Origin of the sequence: Streptomyces fradiae, from assembly GCF_041270065.1 — a bacterium.
GTDB lineage: Bacteria > Actinomycetota > Actinomycetes > Streptomycetales > Streptomycetaceae > Streptomyces.
Map to the genome: position 1 here is coordinate 52,976 of NZ_CP065958.1, position 16,024 is coordinate 68,999.

Below are 16,024 nucleotides of genomic sequence, written 5' to 3' on the forward strand. Positions count from 1 at the left end.
TGCCCTGTCGAGGGCACGCCGGCGGCGGGCGTCGTGGTCTCAGAAGATACGGACTCCCGACGGGGCCGGCGTCCCACACGGGGTTGAACTTCCGCGCCAACTTCCGCCGTATCCCCCCGGTTCCGCCGCCTCGCTCCGTCCTCCTCAGGTTGACCTCGATGCGCGGGGGACTCCAGAAGTCGACGGGAACGGTGAACTGCCGGCGGATGCCGGCCGCGCCGGCCTTCTTCTACGGTCGGCGTACCGGCTGGACGAGGAAGGCGTGGGTATGGCGCCTCGGTCGTCCCGCCGGCCGGCATGCTCGGCAGGGGGAAGCGCGGCCGTGCCGGGCCGCGGCCCGGCACGTGCCGACGCACGAGGGAGCCGGCGACGGTGTGGGCGGCAGGAGCGGCGACGGGGACGCTGCTGCCGCCCACGACCGGGCGGGAGCGGCGCCTGCCGAGAGCTGCCTCGCCGGCGACACTTTCGACTCACCCTGAGGAACGAGCAGTTGGGGACCGTCATCTACCATGTCCGGATGCCCGCGCTGCAGGCCCTCCGCCCACGGTTGGCGCCGGTGGCCCTGGCCGTCGGTTTCGCCGTCGCCGGCTGCCTGATCGGCACCTTCTACCACCCGGCGCCGTGGCGGCCGTTCGGCCCGGGGGCGTACCTGCTCACCCTGCTGATCGCCCTGCCTCTCGCGCTCCGGGAGAAGCGGGCGTTCGGCGTGCTCGTGGTCACGGGGGCGGGATTCGCCGGATATCTGCTCCTGGGGTATCAGCCCTCGCTCAACTTCTGGTGTCCGGCGGTGGCGTTCGTCTCCGTCTGCGCCCGCGAGCGGCGCGGCCGGGTCATCTGCGGCACGGTGCTGCTGGCTGTGGTCATCGCCCTCAGCGGGGTGTACGGCCGGCTTCCCTGGCCCGTGACGGTCGTGCAGGCGCTGATCGTGCCCGCCGTGGCCGGCGCCGTCGGGCTCACCCAGCGCCGACTCGCCCAGCGCAACGCGGAGTTGCGGCGGCTCACCCTCCTGCTCGACGAGCAGCAGCGCCAGGAGGCCCGGCGGGCGGTGCTCGACGAGCGCTTCCGGATCGCGCGCGAGCTCCACGACACGATCTCGCAGCACATGACCATCGTCACCCTGCAGACCGGCCTCGCCCAGTACACCTTCCACTCCGATCCCGCCGCGGCCCACCAGGCGCTCGGCATCGCCGCCACCGCCGGACGCGAGACGCTGGACGACCTGCGCCGCCTCCTGGTCGTGCTCCGTACGTACGATCTCGGCGGAGGCGGCAACGGCGCGACGAGCAGCGCACAGGGCCCGTCCGTCTCCGTGGACCCGTCCGCGCCGATCCCCGACGACCTGCTCGCCGGCATCGACCGCATCCTCGCACTCGCCGAGCGCCTCGAAGCGGCCGGTCTGCGTGTCGTCGTGCACTTCTCCGGGGCACGACGCCCCCTGCACCCAGGGATCGAACTGTGCGCCTACCGCGTCGTCCAGGAGTCGCTCACCAACGTCGTCAAACACTCCGGGGCGCGTGCCGCCGACGTCGCCGTCGCCTATCTGGACCAGGAACTGCGCGTGACGGTTCTGGACGAGGGGGCGGTGGACGATGCCCCAGGGCCGCTCACGAGCGCCCTCGGATCCGGGCACGGCTTGATCGGAATGCGGGAACGGGCGAAGATTTGGCACGGCTCGCTGACCGCCGAAGCCCGCCCGGGGGGTGGATTCCAGGTACGCCTCCGCATCCCTCTGGAGCAGAACGCCGCTCCGCGGAACGACACCTTCCAGAATCGGGATCGGGACAGCGGCCGACCATGACGTGAGCGACACCCGAGGCCGAGGAGCGCTGTGGCCCGCATCCTGGTGGTGGACGACCAGCACCTGATCCGTGCCGGCATCGTCACGCTGCTGCGCACGGTCGACGGGCTGGGCCCGATCGTGGAGGCCTCGGACGGCGAGGAGGCCGTCGCCGCGGCCCGCGAGCACCGCCCCGATCTCATCCTGATGGACATCTACATGCCCCGTCTCAGCGGACTCGCCGCCGCCGAGCGGATCCTCGCCCTCGGTCTCGACCCGGCTCCGCGGATCGTCGTCCTCACCACGTTCGACGAGGACGAGTTCGTCTACGCGGCCCTGCGCGCCGGCTGCACCGGCTTCCTGCTGAAGGACATGCCGCCCGAGCAGCTCCTCAGCGCCGTCAACGCGACCCTCTCCGCCGACCTCCTGGTCGCGCCGGCCCGCATCCGCCGCCTCATCCAGAAGCACACCGTCCCCGATCAGCAGCGTCAGCAGACGGTCCGGCCCGGGGGCGACGCGACGAGCCTGCTCACCGGACGCGAGAGCGAGGTGCTCGGCCTGGTCGCCCAGGGCCTGGCCAATGAGGAGATCGCCGAGCGCCTGTGCGTCAGCGATTCCACCGTCAAGACCCACCTCCACCGGCTCATGGCCAAGCTGAACCTCCGCAGCCGCGCCCAGGCGGTGGTGTTCGCGTACGAGTCGGGCATCGCGCGCGTCGGCGAAGGCCCCGCGCTGCCGGGCGGGCGGGGCGGGTCAGGCGGGTCGGGCGGGCCGGGCGCCTGAGATCGCCGTACGGCGGTGGCGGCGCCGCCCGATTCACCGGCGTCCGTCGTCCAGCAAGGCGCAGACGAACTTCTCCTCGGTGGCCCGCAGTCGGGCGAGCAGGGCCGGGTCGAGCGTGAGCTGGCTGGTCACGGAGACGGTGATCGTGCGGCGGCCGTCCCGGGTGGCGGCGGCGAACTGGGTGTAGCCGGGGGTGTTGCCGGTGTGGCCGAAGACGGTGCCGCAGCGGGTGGTGTAGCGGAACAGCGCGAGCCCGGCCGCGTTGCTGCCCGGACCGGCGGGTTCGGAGGCGCCGCCTGGCAGGAAGTCCTGCTGGGCATGGCGGGTGGCCGGGCTCAGCAGCGTCGGGCCGGCATAGCCGCCGATGAAGGCGGAGAGGTCGCGAGGTGTGGAGACGATGCCGCCCGAGGCCCACGCGCCGGACGCGCTGATCGCCTCGCTGACGTCCTCCGGTGCCTCGCCGGGGGTCGTGTCGTAGCCGTGCAGGTAGGGGCGGGGCAGCCGGTAGCCCTGCGGCAGGCTGGTCTGGTGAAGGCCGAGCGGCCGGTACACCAGCTCGCGCAGCAGCGACTCGTACGGGCGCCCGGTGACCTGTTCGGACATCAACGCGACGGCGATGTTGTCGGAGTTCGAGTAGCCGTAGCGGCTGCCGGGCTTGAAGGCCAGGTCCTGGTCGGCGACGAAGTCCAGCAGCCGGCGGGAGTCGAAGTGGTGGCGGGGGTCGGCGCGGACGATGTCCTGGAACGCCTGGCTCCGGCTGAAGTCGGGCAGGCCGCTGGTGTGCTGCAGGAGCTGTCGCAGCGTCACCTTGTGCCAGGCGGCGGGGAGGTGGGGCAGTCGTCTGCCGATCGTGTCGTCGAGGGCGAGGGCCCGTCGGTCCACGAGGCTGAGCGCCACCGCTCCGCTGAAGGCCTTGGCCGCACTCGCGATCCGCATGTGGTCGCCGGTCCTGGGCGGGCGTCCGGTGCCCAGCTCCGCCGCACCGGCCCGGTAGACCCGCCGATCACCGTCCCGGGTGAGCACGGCGATCACGCCAGGCGGACCGCCCGGCGCGGCCACCAGGTCGGCCAGGGCGCGCTGCAGACCCTTGTCATGAGGACCACCGTGCGGGCCGTCGCCCTGAGGGCCCTTGTCGTGAGGGCCCTGGGCGGCGGGTGACGGTACGTCGGCGGAGACCGGGGTCGCCAGCAGTCCGGTCAGCACGGCCCCGGCCACAAGGGCCGTGCCGACGGCACGCCGGGCAGCGCGCCGGCCGATGCCGGCTGCGGGGGCGGGTACGGGCACGTGTTTCCTCCTCGGGCGCGGTGCGGACGCCTGCCGGCCCGGCAGGCGTCCGATGCACCCAGCATCGAGCCCCTCCCCCGCCGCCGCTCCTCCACCGCGCCCCCTCTGCGCCATCTGGCCCTGATCGCGCTCACCGAAACTCGGTGGCCGCGCGGGCCGGCGGGTGCCATGCTTCAGGCACCAAGGGGTGTAGCTCAGATGGCCAGAGCGCCGGTCTCCAAAACCGGATGCCGCAGGTTCGACTCCTGTCACCCCTGCCACGATCCACAGCAGGTCCGCGTCCTGCGCGCCGAGCCCGCGACCCGTCAGCGACGGTGAGGCACCGGCGGCGCGTTCACCCCGGAGTGGTGCTTTCACCACACAATCCGGCGAATCCGTGATGCGTCCGCGTGGTTTGCCGCCAGGATGTCGGCATGAGCCATAAGGGTGCGGGGCCGGCCGGATGGCCGGTGGTGGTGAGGGTTCCTGTGGAGCCGGTGGAGGCCGCGGTCGAGGCCGATGCCCGTGACGCGGCGATGAACAGCAACGTTCTGGCGGTGCGGGGCCCGCTGTTCGGGGTGATGGCGCAGGGCGAGGCCGACGGGCGGTGCTGGCGGGTGGTCGTCGAGGTCACCCATGGCGGCCCGCAGGAGGCCCGTGACGGGCTGAACTCCCTGCTGTGGTTCCGGGCGAAGGACGACACCGAGGACAGAACGGAGCGGCGCGCGCTGCTCGCGGCGGTCGCCCGGCTGGAGACGGAGCGCGTCGACGAACTCACCGTGCTCGGCACCCGCTACCGCGTGGTGAGGGCCGACGAGTACACGGGCATGGACGCGCACGGCGACGTCGAACCGCCACGGCCCACCGACCCCGAACCCCTCACCCCCGACTGGGACCGCCGCAGGCACAGCCCGCGCATCGACGAAGGCCTGGTGCTGGGCCCGGACACGCCCGTCTCCCCTGTCCAGGCGGCCGAGCGGCTGTCACTGCGCTCCTTCGTCTACACCGGGACCAGGTTCCCCGCCCGTGTGCGGCGCGACTCCGAGCGGGCCGTGGAGAGCCACCCCGACGTCCTGCTCATGCCCGCTCTGTTCAGGATCATGGAGCGGTCCGGCGACGAGCCGTGGTCCACCGGCAGCGGCCTGCACGCCACCGCCCACGACGCGCGCCGGACCCTGGACTTCTCCCTGGTCTGGTGGGAGCCACGCGCACGCGGCCTGATCCCGCGGGACGTCCTGGGCGACCTTCACAAGCCGGTCGACGCCCGTACCCTCGTCGCCGAGGGCACCGACCCGGCGGTCGAGGAACTCGCGGTGCTCGCCGAGGCGGCGGACCGCGTCCGTGCGGAACGACTCAACGAGATCGAGGTGAACGGCACCGTCTCCCGGATCGGCCGCATCCGCCGCCTGCTGCGCTGGGGCCCCGACGGACCGGAAGGCCCGCGCCCGTCCGACCTCGACAGCCAGGATCCGTGCCGGCTCCACCCGCTGCTCGACGAGGACGGCGTGATCCATTACGAGGACTCCGAGGAGGAGGACGAGGACGCGGCCCCGTAGGACCTCGAAGCGCCAGCGCTTCCCCTCCCCCGCCGCCTCCAGAACGGTCCGAGCGGAAAACCGCTCGACCGAGAACCGCCCGCACGAGTAGGCGTTCGCCCCGCGCGAGCGGAGACCCGGCTACCGGCAGAACTTGTCGGGGAACTGCGCGATGATCCCCCTGGAGAGGATGTCGGACAGCATCATCATGTGGTCGAAGGCCGCGTCGTAGTCCTTGATGGCCTTCGGGTAGTCGCCGTTGAGCAGGTCGGTGGCGTAGACGGTGGTCTGGTCGATGTGCTGCCTCAGGGCGGGGCGCGTGACGGACTTCGGCCACTGCTTGGGATTGGCCGCGGTGAGGAAGTCGGCGATGTCCTCGGCGTTGGCGTACCAGTCGTCCAGCGCCTTCTGCAGGGCCTGCTGGTCGCCCGCCTGCGCGGCCTCGAGGACCGGCACCGCCTGCTGGATGTGCGTGGTCAGCAGCGCGGCCAGCTGGTCTCCGGCGGCCTGGCCGTAGTACGGAACGATCGCGGCGCCCAGGTCCTGCTGGTTCCGCAGGAGCCGGTCCAGGGACGGCTGCAGGGCCTGCGGGTTGTGGAAGAACGCGTCGACCGTCACGTACGTCCACTGCATGTGGTCGCCCCACAGTTCACGCAGCGTGGTGTAGAGCGCGATCTCCTTCTTCGGGTCCTTCGCGTGCGGGCCGTCACCGAAGGCGGTGCCGGCCGCGGCCGGTGCCGGCGCGGTCTCGGCGGAGCCGGCGGTGGTGTAGCCGGTGAGCAGGGTTCCCGCGATGGCCAGGGCCGCCGTCGCGGACGCGACACGGTGACGGCGTCGGAGCACTCCGGTCATGACTGTCTCCTTTCGGGGGCGCGCCGCCGGGCGGCGCGCCGAGGACGGCCGATGGAGCGCCCCCGCGCCCCTACGGTCGGTGACCGATGGTCACGAACAGTGAGTGTTCGGGACCGGGGGCGTCCCTACCACCGAGGGCGATCCGACTGGGGGAACTCCCGTGCCGACCGGGGGAAGGCGCCAGGGGAAGATGCCCGAACGCCGACCGCGTCCCAGCGGTCCTAGCACCGGGCGAGCGAGCCGCTGTCCAGGGTCGACTTGTCGCCGAAGACCCAGCCCTCCGTGTCCGTGCCCGTGATGCGGGCGTAGATCCACTTGTTGGCATGGGCGTTGGAGACGTAGCACTCGTAGGAGACCTTGGTGCCGGACTTCAGCACGGTCACATAGGAGCATTCCGCGTACGGGCCGGTGTAGAGGTGGGTGTTCTGGGACGCGTGGCCCACGCCGCTGCTGCGGTTCGTGTGGGCCCAGCCGGTGCACGCCGTCGACACCGGGGTGGGCTCCTTCACCGTGGCACTGGACGTGGCCTTCGGAGTGGCGGACGGGCTCCCGGACGGCTTGTCGCCTCCCCCGCTCGGCGGCCGGGTGGGTTCCGTCTCCCGGTCCTCGGGCTTCTCCGAGGGGGTGCCGGCCGGCGTCCCGCCGGGGCTGATGGAGGTCAGGTCGCCCGGGGCGGTCGGCCCGTCGGTCGCGCCACCCGGATCGGACACGCCCGCGCCGGCGGAGGTGCTCGCCGTGGGGAGCGCCGTGTTCGGCCCTGCGGCGTCCTCGTCGCCCCGCATGTCCATGAGTGCGTAGGCGACTCCGCCGCAGGTGAGAACGGTGGCGGCCGCCACCGCGACGACGGTACGGGTGCGGCGGTGGCGTGCGCGGTCCGCCGTGGCGCGGGTCTCGGAACGGCTGCGGGAAACGGCGGGCGTGCCGGGCGCCGGCATTCCCGGCTGTCCCATGCCCGGCTGCGCCATGCCGGGCTGTCCCATGCCCGGCTGCGCCATGCCCGGCGGCGGGGGCGGAGCGTACGCGCCGGGGGCGGGCGAGGCGAAGGGCGCGGCGACGGCGGGACCGAAGCCCGGCGGCGTGAACGGCTGCGGCGCCGCGCCGGGCGTCGGGCCCGGTCCGGGGGCGGGAGCCTGCCCCTGCGCCAGGGTCGGTGCCTGTACGGGCGCGGGTGAAGGCGCAGGCGCAGGTGAAGGAGCAGGCGCCTGTACGGGCGCCGCCGCGAGGTTCGGCACGCCGCCCGCGGCGACCGCCGCCAGCATCTCGCGCGCCTGCGCGGCATCGGGCCGCTGCTGCGGGTCCTTGGCCATCAGCGCCCGCAGCACCGGGGTGAGCGGCCCGGCACGCCGGGGCTCCGGCAGCGGTTCCCCGACGATGGCCGCCAGCGTCTCCCACACCGACGTACGGCGGAAGGCCGAAGCGCCCTCCACGGCCGCGTACAGCGTCATGCCGAGCGCCCAGATGTCCGACGGGGCACCCGGTACCTGCCCCTGCGCGCGCTCCGGCGGCAGATAGTCGAGCGAGCCGACGATCTGGCCGCTCTGGGTCAGCTTGGCCAGGGCCTCGTCGCCGGAGGGGTCCATGCTGGCGATGCCGAAGTCCGTGAGCACGACTCGGCCGCCCTGCTCGAGGAGGACGTTGCCGGGCTTGACGTCCCGGTGGAGGACCCCGGCCCGGTGTGCCGCGTCGAGCGCGTCCATCAGGCTGGCGCCGATCGCGGCCGCTTCGCGCGGGTCCAGCGCGCCGCGCTCCGCCAGCACGTCGTCGAGGGAGGGCCCGTCGACCAGCTCCATGACGATGACCGGCAGCCCGCGCTCCTCGACCACGTCGTGCACGGTGACCACGCCCGTGTGCCGGATACGGGCGGCCGCCTGGGCCTCCCGCTGCATCCGGACCCGCAGATCGGCCAGGTCGGCCGGAGAGGCGTCGTTGTAGGCCCGCAGCACCTTGACGGCGACCTCGCGGTTCAGCAACTGGTCCGTCGCCCGGGCGACCACGCCCATGCCGCCGCGGCCGATCATCGCGGTCACCCGGTACCGCCCGCCCAGAACCTCGCCGACCAGGTCCGCGCCGTTCGCCCCCGTCACCTGTCACATCCTGTTCTTCGCACAGTTCGAAATCCGCCAAGTGGCGGGCACCAGGGTAGGGGTTCGCGTGTGTGCGAGTGCGCACGGTCCATCTCTCGACGCGAAATCCACACACCAGGGCCGATCGCAGCGGTCCGCTCACGGCAGTTGCCCGGAAGGATGGTTCGTCACCGGGGATTCGGCGGGCCCGTGCCCTCCGTGTTTTCCTTGGTGGACACCCCATCGACGAAGGCATCGCATCCATGAACCGCTCGGCCCGTACGGGAGACCTCACCGGCACCGCCGACGACATCGGCATCGCCGGCGACACCGGTACCGGCGGCGACATCGGTATCGGCGGCCGCGCCGGCGCCCCGCCGCTCCCGGCCGAGCAGCGCTTCGACGCGATGGGGCTGCCCGAGGCGGTCCTGGCGACGCTCGCCGATCAGGGGCTCACCACCCCCTTCCCCATCCAGTCGGCCACCCTGCCCAGTGCCCTCGCGGGCCGCGACGTCCTCGGCCGGGGGCGTACGGGGTCGGGCAAGACGCTCGCCTTCGGGCTCGCGCTGCTCGCCCGCACGGCCGGCCGGCGCGCCGATGCCAAGAAGCCGCTCGCGCTGGTCCTCGTACCGACGCGTGAGCTGGCTCAGCAGGTGAGCGAGGCGCTCGCGCCGTACGCCGGGGCCCTGCGGCTGCGCGTCGCCACCGTCGTCGGCGGTCTGCAGTCGGGCCGGCAGGCGAGCGAGCTGCGGGCCGGGGCCGAGGTCCTCGTCGCCACGCCGGGACGTCTCCGGGACCTCGTCCAGCGCCGGGACTGCCGTCTCGACCAGGTGGAGATCACGGTCCTCGACGAGGCCGATCAGATGGCCGACATGGGCTTCCTGCCCCAGGTGACCGAGCTGCTCGACCTGGTGAAGCCCGGCGGGCAGCGGATGCTGTTCTCGGCCACGCTGGACCAGGACGTCGAGCAGCTTGTCCGGCGGTACCTGCGGGATCCGGTGACCCACGCGGCCGATCTCGCCGAGGAGACCGGCTCCGCGGCCGAGCACCATGTGCTCCAGGTCCAGGGTGCCGAGAAGTTCGCCACCGCCACGGAGATCGCCGCCCGCGAAGGCCGCGTGATCATGTTCCTGGACACCAAGGCCGCCGTCGACCGGTTCACCCGGCACCTCGTCGGCAGCGGGGTGCGGGCGGCCGCGCTGCACGGCGGTAAGTCCCAGCCGCAGCGCACCGACACCCTGGAGCGGTTCAGGACCGGGGCGATCAACGTCCTGGTGGCGACGAACGTCGCCGCCCGCGGCATCCACGTCGACGACCTCGAACTCGTGGTGAACGTCGACCCGCCGACCGATCCCAAGGACTACCTCCACCGCAGCGGCCGTACGGCGCGGGCCGGGGCGTCCGGAAGCGTCGTCACCCTGGCCCTGCCCGATCAGCGCCGTGACCTGGCTCTTCTCCTCGCGGAGGCGGGCATCCGGCCCCGGATCACCAAGGTCCGTCCGGGCGACGCCGAGCTGCGCCGCATCACCGGGGCCAAGGCGCCCGCGGGCGCACCCGACGGCGGCACGGCCGCCTCCGCGGACCGCGACGGGCGGCGCGGCGCGGCCTTCCGGGGCATCGGCACCGTCCCGGGCAAGGCGGGCCGCACCAGGAACGAGTCCCGCAAGTCCGCCGAGGCGCGGCGTACGGCCGAGGCCCGCAAGGCGGCCCGGGTGCGGCGCGGCAAGTAGGCGGCGCCCCGCGCCTGTCTCCGTGTCAGCTGTCCACAGGCCGTGCCGCGTTGTCAGTGGCTCTGGTTAGTCTCCCCACATGTCGCAGTTCAGGGGCGTGATCGCCCCTTGTTCGGGCTGCGCCGGCATCTGATGGGACAGGCGGAGGGGCACGGCTGATGGCGTGGCTGGCAGCGGGTGAGGGGTACGAGATCACCCTCGAGGACGGGCGTGTGGTGGCACGGCGCGCCGGGGGACGGCAGTTGAAGACGGTGCCGAAGGCATTGCGCGACAGTCCCGAGGTCGACCGGCTGAAGCAGCTGGCCGAGTGGCTGGACCGGCACGCGGCCTCGTGCGTGGCCCAGGTGGACGCCTGGATGGTGTCGTCGCTCCCGGTGCCGACCGAGCTGATCGCGCGGGTGTGGCCGGACGAGGCGTGGCAGGCGGCGCTGCGTGACATGGCGGTGGTGGGCGACGACCCGGACGAGGTCGGCTTCCTGCGGGACGTCACGGCCGACGGGGAGCTGAAGGTCGTCGACCTCGACGGCGAGACGGTCCGCCTCTCGCCCCGTGCGGTGACGCTTCCCCACCCCGTGCTCCTGCCGGACCTGGACGACGTACGGGACTTCGCGGCCGACCTCGGCATCACCCAGAAGGTGGAGCAGATCCACCGGGCGACCTGGGCCAGGCAGGAGGGGACGAACGGGACGGGGGCCGGTCGTCCGGAGTCGGCGACGGAGGTACGGGACTACGCGGGCGGGAAGTTCGCCTCGCGGTTCGGTCTCGCGGCGCGCGCGACGAGCCTGGGCTATCGGGTGTCCGGTGGCTACGCCACCTGCAAGGTGCGGGACGGGGGTCGCAGCACGGAGGCGTCGGTGTGGATCGGCGAGCCGTACTGGGACGGGGAGTCGGAGACCGGCGGCCTGAGCTGGCACGACGAGGACGGCCGCGCGGTGCGGCTGACGGAGGTCGGACCGGTGGCCTGGTCCGAGGGGATGCGCATGGCCGCTGCGCTGTACGCCGGCCGCACGATCGAAGAGGGTGGGGACGCGTGAGCGGGACGGTGGAGAACGACAACAAGGAGCTGCTCGCGGCGGGCGCGGTGCTCCCGGCCGACGCGCAGGGGGCGGGGCCTTCGGCGGTCGAGCTGACCGCGCGGGCCTATCGCCACGCGGTGCTCGGCGAGGACCGGGTGGTCGTGCGGCTCGCCGCGGCCGAACTCGGCCCCGCCGAGGATCTCGCCGCCGGCTTCCTCGGCCTCGAGCCGCAGGGCGAGCCGGCCGTCGTCGGTCTCGGCCGGCGCCGCGAACTCGGCTTCCCCGAATGGGTCCTGGTGCACCATCCGGAGGACGGGCACCACGCGCTCGCGGTCGTGCCGGAGCTGGACCGGCTGGCCCGGCAGGCCAGGACCAAGCCCAAGGCCGCCCTGGACGCCTGCCACGAGCTGGCCGGGCGGCTCGCCTCGGCCGTCCCGCACTTCCTGCCCGTCTTCTACGAGCAGGCCGCGCGGGTCTTCCTGGGCGTCGAGAACGCCACATACGCGGGCCAGTTGTTCGGGCGTGCCCGTACGAGCGAGGCGCAGCACGGTCTGACGGTCGACGAGGACCGGCTCGACGCCGTGTTCCTGGAGTTCGCGCTGGCCGGCGCGCTGCCGGTGAAGGTCCTGACCGGTTACGGCAAGGATCTGTCGGGCCGGCTCGCGCCCGTCGAGGCGTACGAGCGGTTCAGGCGGCTGTGCGTGCGCCGGACCGCCGGCGGTCTGGCGCCGTCCGCCCAGGCGGCGACGGAGCTGAAGCGGCTCGCCCGCGCGGCCGCGCTGTCGGGCAGCGAGGCGGAGCAGGACTATCTCGCCGAACTCCTGCCGCTGCCGGCCACGTTGCGGGCGGCCGCCGGCTGGTGGAAGTCGCACCGCGGCGCGCTCATCGCGCTGGCCCGGCGCGTTCCGTCGGTGCGGGGCACGCTCCTTTCGATGACCCCGCCCGGGGACAACGGGGAGATGACCGAGCTGTGGCTGGGGATCCTGGCCGAGTCGGGTGCCGACGCCGGTCTTGTGGACGCGGACCTGCCGCCGGAGGAGCAGTGCGCCGACGGGGCGGCGGGCTGGCTGGAGCGCTTCCACGGCGCCCGGCACCGCGGTTGGGGGCCGCGCCCGACGCCGCCCGCCCTGCTGGCGCTTGTGGAGCGGGCGGCCGGGCGGCTGCGTGCCGATCTGGCGGCGCGGCCGGAGGGCGAGCGGTTCCTGCGGATCGGCGTGGAGGACGTGAACCTGCTCGACCTGCTGCTCTCGCTGCGGGTCGCGGTCGCCGACCCCGAGGGGAGGACCGACCGCCACCACGGGCGCCGTGATGCCCTGAACCTGTCGGACTGGGCGCGGGGCGAGGAGCCGCGGGACCTGGTCGCGCTGGCGGCCGACCCGCGCTTCCGGCCCGCCTTCCGGCGCGGGGCGAACAGCTACAACGACGGCTCCTCCGGTACGGACGTGATGCGGCGGCTCGCCGCCTCGCCCGGTGGCCGTCCGATGCTCACCGAGTGGGTGCGCGAGGTGGCCGCCTCGTCGGTGGCGGCCGGCCTGCCCGGACTGCCGCAGGCGATCCACCGCCTTTCGTGGCTGCCGGCCGAGGCCCTCGCGCTCGCGCCCGAGGAGGTCGCGGCCGCCGCCGGTGCCGATCTCGGCGAGACCGTGGCGCGCACCTTGCGGGGCGGTCTGTGGGAGGAGCTGCGCTGGCCGGCCTGGGAGGAGGCGCTGACGCAGCTGGCGCCCGGGCGTCACACCACCGAGGGTCTGACGGTCGCCGAGGCCTGGCCGTATCTGATCGTGGCCAACGCGACACAGGTGCGCGTCATCGACGCCGACTCCACCGTCCTCGTGCACGATCTGCGGGTGCCCACCACGTCGGTGTGGCGGACGGGCTTCCACTACGTGGACGGCGCGCTCCTCGTGTTCTGGAGCACGTACGGCCGCGGGGAGCCGCAGGGCTACTGGCACACCGCGCCCGACACGGTGTTCGACCTGGTCGGCGGCGGCTCCTGGGCGATGCGTGCGGAGCACCTCAGCCTGCAGCTGCCGGGCGGCGGCCGCACCACCGGCGGCGGCGTCCTGCACAGCGGTGACACGAAGCTGCCCGCGGAGCGCGAGCTGCTGTCCGACGGCACCTCGTACTGGGTGTGGCAGAACAGGGACGGCGAGGACCAGGGCGGCTGGCTCGAGTACGACCCCGTGAGCGGCGCGTACGGCAGGCGCTCGCAGCCCGGCTTCCTCGCCGACGCGCTGCTCCGGCACGCGCCCGGGGCCGAGCTGTACGCCTCCTCGTGCCGGCTGCTGCCCGCCCCGGCGGTGGCGGGCTCGGCCCAGGGGACGCCCGCGGACGGGCTGCTCGGCTGGCGTGTGGTGCGGCTGCCCGACGGCGGGCACCAGGGCGAGGACACCGCCGGACGGGTCGTCACCCTGCCCAAGGGCGCCGGCCGGCCGGACGGCGCGCTGACGTTCCCCGGCGACGACCGGCCGCGGGCCCTGACCCGGCAGTGGCGTGAGGTGGCGCTGCGCGACCCGGAGGGCGTGGTCACCACGACGGCCCAGTGCGACCACCGCAACGAGCTGTACGGGACGGCGGCGCTGGCCCTGCCGCCGCTGCCGTACCTGTACATGCTGCGCGCACGTGATCCGCAGGGGTCGGCGGCGCTGCGCGGTGCCGACGCGGAGTCGGCCGGCGTGCTGCTGAAGGCGGCCGTGCTGGCGGAGCGCGCGGCGGACCTGCCCGAGCTGGTGCGCGCCGCGCTGCCGCAGGTCTCGGCGCCCGAGTTGATCGCCGGAGTGGTGAAGGTGCTGCGCTTCGCGGTGCGGCAGCAGAAGGCGCTGGACGCCGTGGCCGCGCGGCTCGACCCGGCCGCGGCGCCCGCGGACTCCCGGATCCAGGGCCCGAGTGACCATGTGCTCGCCAAGGCGCTGCACGGCATCGTCAGCACCGGCTACTACCGCTACGGCGCGGACAGCGATGTGACCTGCCGCTACCTGGAGATGCTGGCGGCCGTGCGCGCGGACACCGCCGCCACGGCGCGGCCGGGCCGGCTGCACTTCGATCTGCCGTCGCTGCCGTACTCGGGCCTGCCGTTCGCCTCGCTCCTGGACGAGCCGGCCGCGATCGCGTACCGGGCCGTGGCGCCCGGCGCCGACCCGGCGCACCGGGCCGCCCTGCTCGACGTCCTCGGCCGGGTCGACGCGCTGGGGCTGGCGTCGACGGCGGCCTCGGCCGGTCACTGGCGCCGGGTCCTGCTCCATCTGGCGCCGGCTCATCTGCACACGCCGGACGGGCAGGGGCGCAACCAGTCGCATCGCAGTGTGCTGCCCCTGGGCGGCGGCGCGGCGCTCGGCATCACCGAGCACACCTCGGGCGTCGCCGACGGGTGGGAGTTCGGTGCGCTGCTGCACGACCCGAGCGGCCGTTTCGAGGTGCCTGGCCCCTACACCGTGCGCAGTGACGCGCCGGTGGGCGACCGGGTGCGCGGCGCCGACTGGCTGACCGGCTTCCTCAAGGAGGCGGGGTCCCGTGCGGAGGCTGCGCCGTTCCTGCCGGAGGCCGCGGACGAGTTCAGCCGGCTCACCGGTGTGTCCGGGGCGCTGGCCCGGATCGTCCTCGTGGGCATGCCCGACGTGGACAGCTGGGAGAACAACTTCCTGCCCGCCGAGCTCCGCAACATGCTCGGTCTGAAGGTGGCCGAGGCGGGGCACGCCCGCGACGAACTGCGCGCACTCACGGTCGAGGTGCGCCGGGCGGTGCTCGCGGCGCTGCTGCCCGACGACCCGGCGCGGTTGTGGAGCGAGGGCCCGGACGTGGCCGCGGCGGCCGCCGTGTGGAACGAGAAGGTGGGGCGGCGCCGGCAGGTGCCCGACTGGCTGGCTGCGGAGGCCGCCCGCGCCGCGCGCAGCGGCTGGCCCGTGCACCGGGCGCTCCCGGCGCTGCTCGACCCGGCGGCGTCGCCGGAGCTCGCCGCCGATGTGCCGTGGCGCATCGAGGGCGACCACCCGGCGCCGGCGGCCCCCGCCGACGCGCCGTTCACCTCCGAGGTGCTGACCGGCTCGATGAGCCTGACGGCCTGGCTGGCGCACCGGCTGCCCGCCGGCGATCCGGTGCGGGCGGCGCTGCCGAGTGCGCTGACCGCCGTGCGTCAGCGTCTCGCGGCACCCGAACTGCTGCTCTCCGCGGGGCACTACGTCAGCCTCGCGGACTTCCGGAAGGTGGCGGGCGCACCGACGGAGACGGCTCCGGACCACGAGCGGTACGGCGCGGTGCTCATGGCCACGCAGGACGGCCAGCCCCGGCCGGCGGTGCGGCCCGCCCTGCTCGACTCCACCGGCTCCGATCCGTACCTGGTGGCGCTGCGCGGCGCGGACCAGCAGCCGAGCGGGGTCGAGACGGCGCTCCGCCGGGCGCACGACCCGGCGTTCGCGCGGCTCCTCGCCGACCCGGGCGCGCCCGCGGCCGGCGCGGCGGACGACGAAGGCATGTGGTGGCCGCAGGATCCGTCGCGTTCGGTGCCCGGGCTTGTGGCCGAGGTCGCCGAGGCGCGCGGCCTGGGCGCCGACGCGGCAACGCTGTACCTGATGCTGCTCGCCATGCCCGACCCGACGGACCGCAACACCGCCCGGTGGACGGGCTGGAAGCCGGCCCGTCTCAAGGCGGCGCGGGCCGAACTGGCGGAGACCGACCTGGTGGTCTCGGCGGTACGGGCCCGGGCCGGACGCTCGCTGTTCCTGCCCGGAGCCTGGGCGGAGCAGTCGGCGCCCGTCCTGCCCGTCGAGCAGTGGAAGCTGTCGATGTACGGGGTGGGCGCGGGCGGCCGGCCGGCACTGGGCGCCCTGGTGCCGACCGAACCGGCGGCGGAGCTGTTCGCGCGGGCCTGGCAACGGATCCTCGACGGCGATCTCCCGCGCTTCGAGGAGCTGAAGGTGCGGCGTACGAGGCGCCGCCGCTGAGGCGCCGTCACCGCGGTGCCGTCGAACGGTGCCTGAGCCGCCGCTGACCGGCCGCCCGTCGCCGGCGCGGC

General features: G+C 74.1%; 9 protein-coding genes and 1 tRNA gene. 7 read left to right on the forward strand and 3 right to left on the reverse strand.

The features are described 5' to 3' along the window. The first annotated feature begins 517 nt into the window (after nt 1-517). Both JAO84_RS00230 and JAO84_RS00235 read left to right on the forward strand, forming a co-directional pair. Complete coding sequence (locus JAO84_RS00230) at nt 518-1,798, forward strand: sensor histidine kinase (protein WP_370409314.1); 1,281 nt, start codon at nt 518-520, stop codon at nt 1,796-1,798. A 30-nt stretch (nt 1,799-1,828) separates the two neighbouring features. Beyond that, nucleotides 1,829-2,560, forward strand: coding sequence for a response regulator (locus JAO84_RS00235; protein ID WP_370409315.1), 732 nt, complete (start codon nt 1,829-1,831; stop codon nt 2,558-2,560). Nucleotides 2,561-2,593: 33 nt separating this feature from the next. Here the strand turns inward: JAO84_RS00235 and JAO84_RS00240 are convergent, their stop codons facing one another. Next, complete coding sequence (locus JAO84_RS00240) at nt 2,594-3,844, reverse strand: serine hydrolase domain-containing protein (RefSeq protein WP_370409316.1); 1,251 nt, start codon at nt 3,842-3,844, stop codon at nt 2,594-2,596. A 183-nt stretch (nt 3,845-4,027) separates the two neighbouring features. Here JAO84_RS00240 and JAO84_RS00245 point away from each other — a divergent pair. Both JAO84_RS00245 and JAO84_RS00250 read left to right on the forward strand, forming a co-directional pair. Further along, nucleotides 4,028-4,104, forward strand: a tRNA-Trp gene (locus tag JAO84_RS00245). Between the two features lie 153 nt (nt 4,105-4,257). Continuing rightward, nucleotides 4,258-5,379 carry a DUF5954 family protein gene (locus JAO84_RS00250; RefSeq protein ID WP_370409317.1) on the forward strand — a complete coding sequence of 374 codons (1,122 nt, stop codon included), beginning with the start codon at nt 4,258-4,260 and terminating at the stop codon, nt 5,377-5,379. Nucleotides 5,380-5,499: 120 nt separating this feature from the next. On the opposite strand, the gene JAO84_RS00255 is transcribed toward JAO84_RS00250, so the two are convergent. Then, a complete protein-coding gene (locus JAO84_RS00255) occupies nt 5,500-6,210 on the reverse strand; it encodes a hypothetical protein (RefSeq protein WP_370409318.1) in 711 nt (236 codons plus the stop codon). A gap of 221 nt (nt 6,211-6,431) precedes the next feature. Further along, nucleotides 6,432-8,294, reverse strand: a complete 1,863-nt coding sequence (locus JAO84_RS00260; protein WP_370409319.1) for a protein kinase — start codon at nt 8,292-8,294, stop codon at nt 6,432-6,434. 242 nt (nt 8,295-8,536) lie between these two features. Between JAO84_RS00260 and JAO84_RS00265 the strand changes: the two genes are divergently transcribed. From JAO84_RS00265 to JAO84_RS00275, 3 genes are all read left to right on the forward strand, one after another. Further along, nucleotides 8,537-10,003, forward strand: coding sequence for a DEAD/DEAH box helicase (locus tag JAO84_RS00265; RefSeq protein WP_370409320.1), 1,467 nt, complete (start codon nt 8,537-8,539; stop codon nt 10,001-10,003). A 158-nt stretch (nt 10,004-10,161) separates the two neighbouring features. Continuing rightward, nucleotides 10,162-11,037 carry a DUF4132 domain-containing protein gene (locus JAO84_RS00270; RefSeq protein ID WP_370409321.1) on the forward strand — a complete coding sequence of 292 codons (876 nt, stop codon included), beginning with the start codon at nt 10,162-10,164 and terminating at the stop codon, nt 11,035-11,037. Further along, nucleotides 11,034-15,953, forward strand: a complete 4,920-nt coding sequence (locus JAO84_RS00275; protein ID WP_370409322.1) for a DNA-binding protein — start codon at nt 11,034-11,036, stop codon at nt 15,951-15,953. Before JAO84_RS00270 ends, JAO84_RS00275 begins: the two co-directional genes overlap by 4 nt. Nucleotides 15,954-16,024: the final 71 nt, after the last annotated feature.

Coding starts and splice junctions, on each gene's coding strand:
- JAO84_RS00250 (WP_370409317.1), top strand. CDS start 4,258: ATGAGCCATAAGGGTGCGGGGCCGGCCGGATGGCCGGTGGTGGTGAGG.
- JAO84_RS00265 (WP_370409320.1), top strand. CDS start 8,537: ATGAACCGCTCGGCCCGTACGGGAGACCTCACCGGCACCGCCGACGAC.
- JAO84_RS00230 (WP_370409314.1), top strand. CDS start 518: ATGCCCGCGCTGCAGGCCCTCCGCCCACGGTTGGCGCCGGTGGCCCTG.
- JAO84_RS00270 (WP_370409321.1), top strand. CDS start 10,162: ATGGCGTGGCTGGCAGCGGGTGAGGGGTACGAGATCACCCTCGAGGAC.
- JAO84_RS00255 (WP_370409318.1), bottom strand. CDS start 6,210: ATGACCGGAGTGCTCCGACGCCGTCACCGTGTCGCGTCCGCGACGGCG.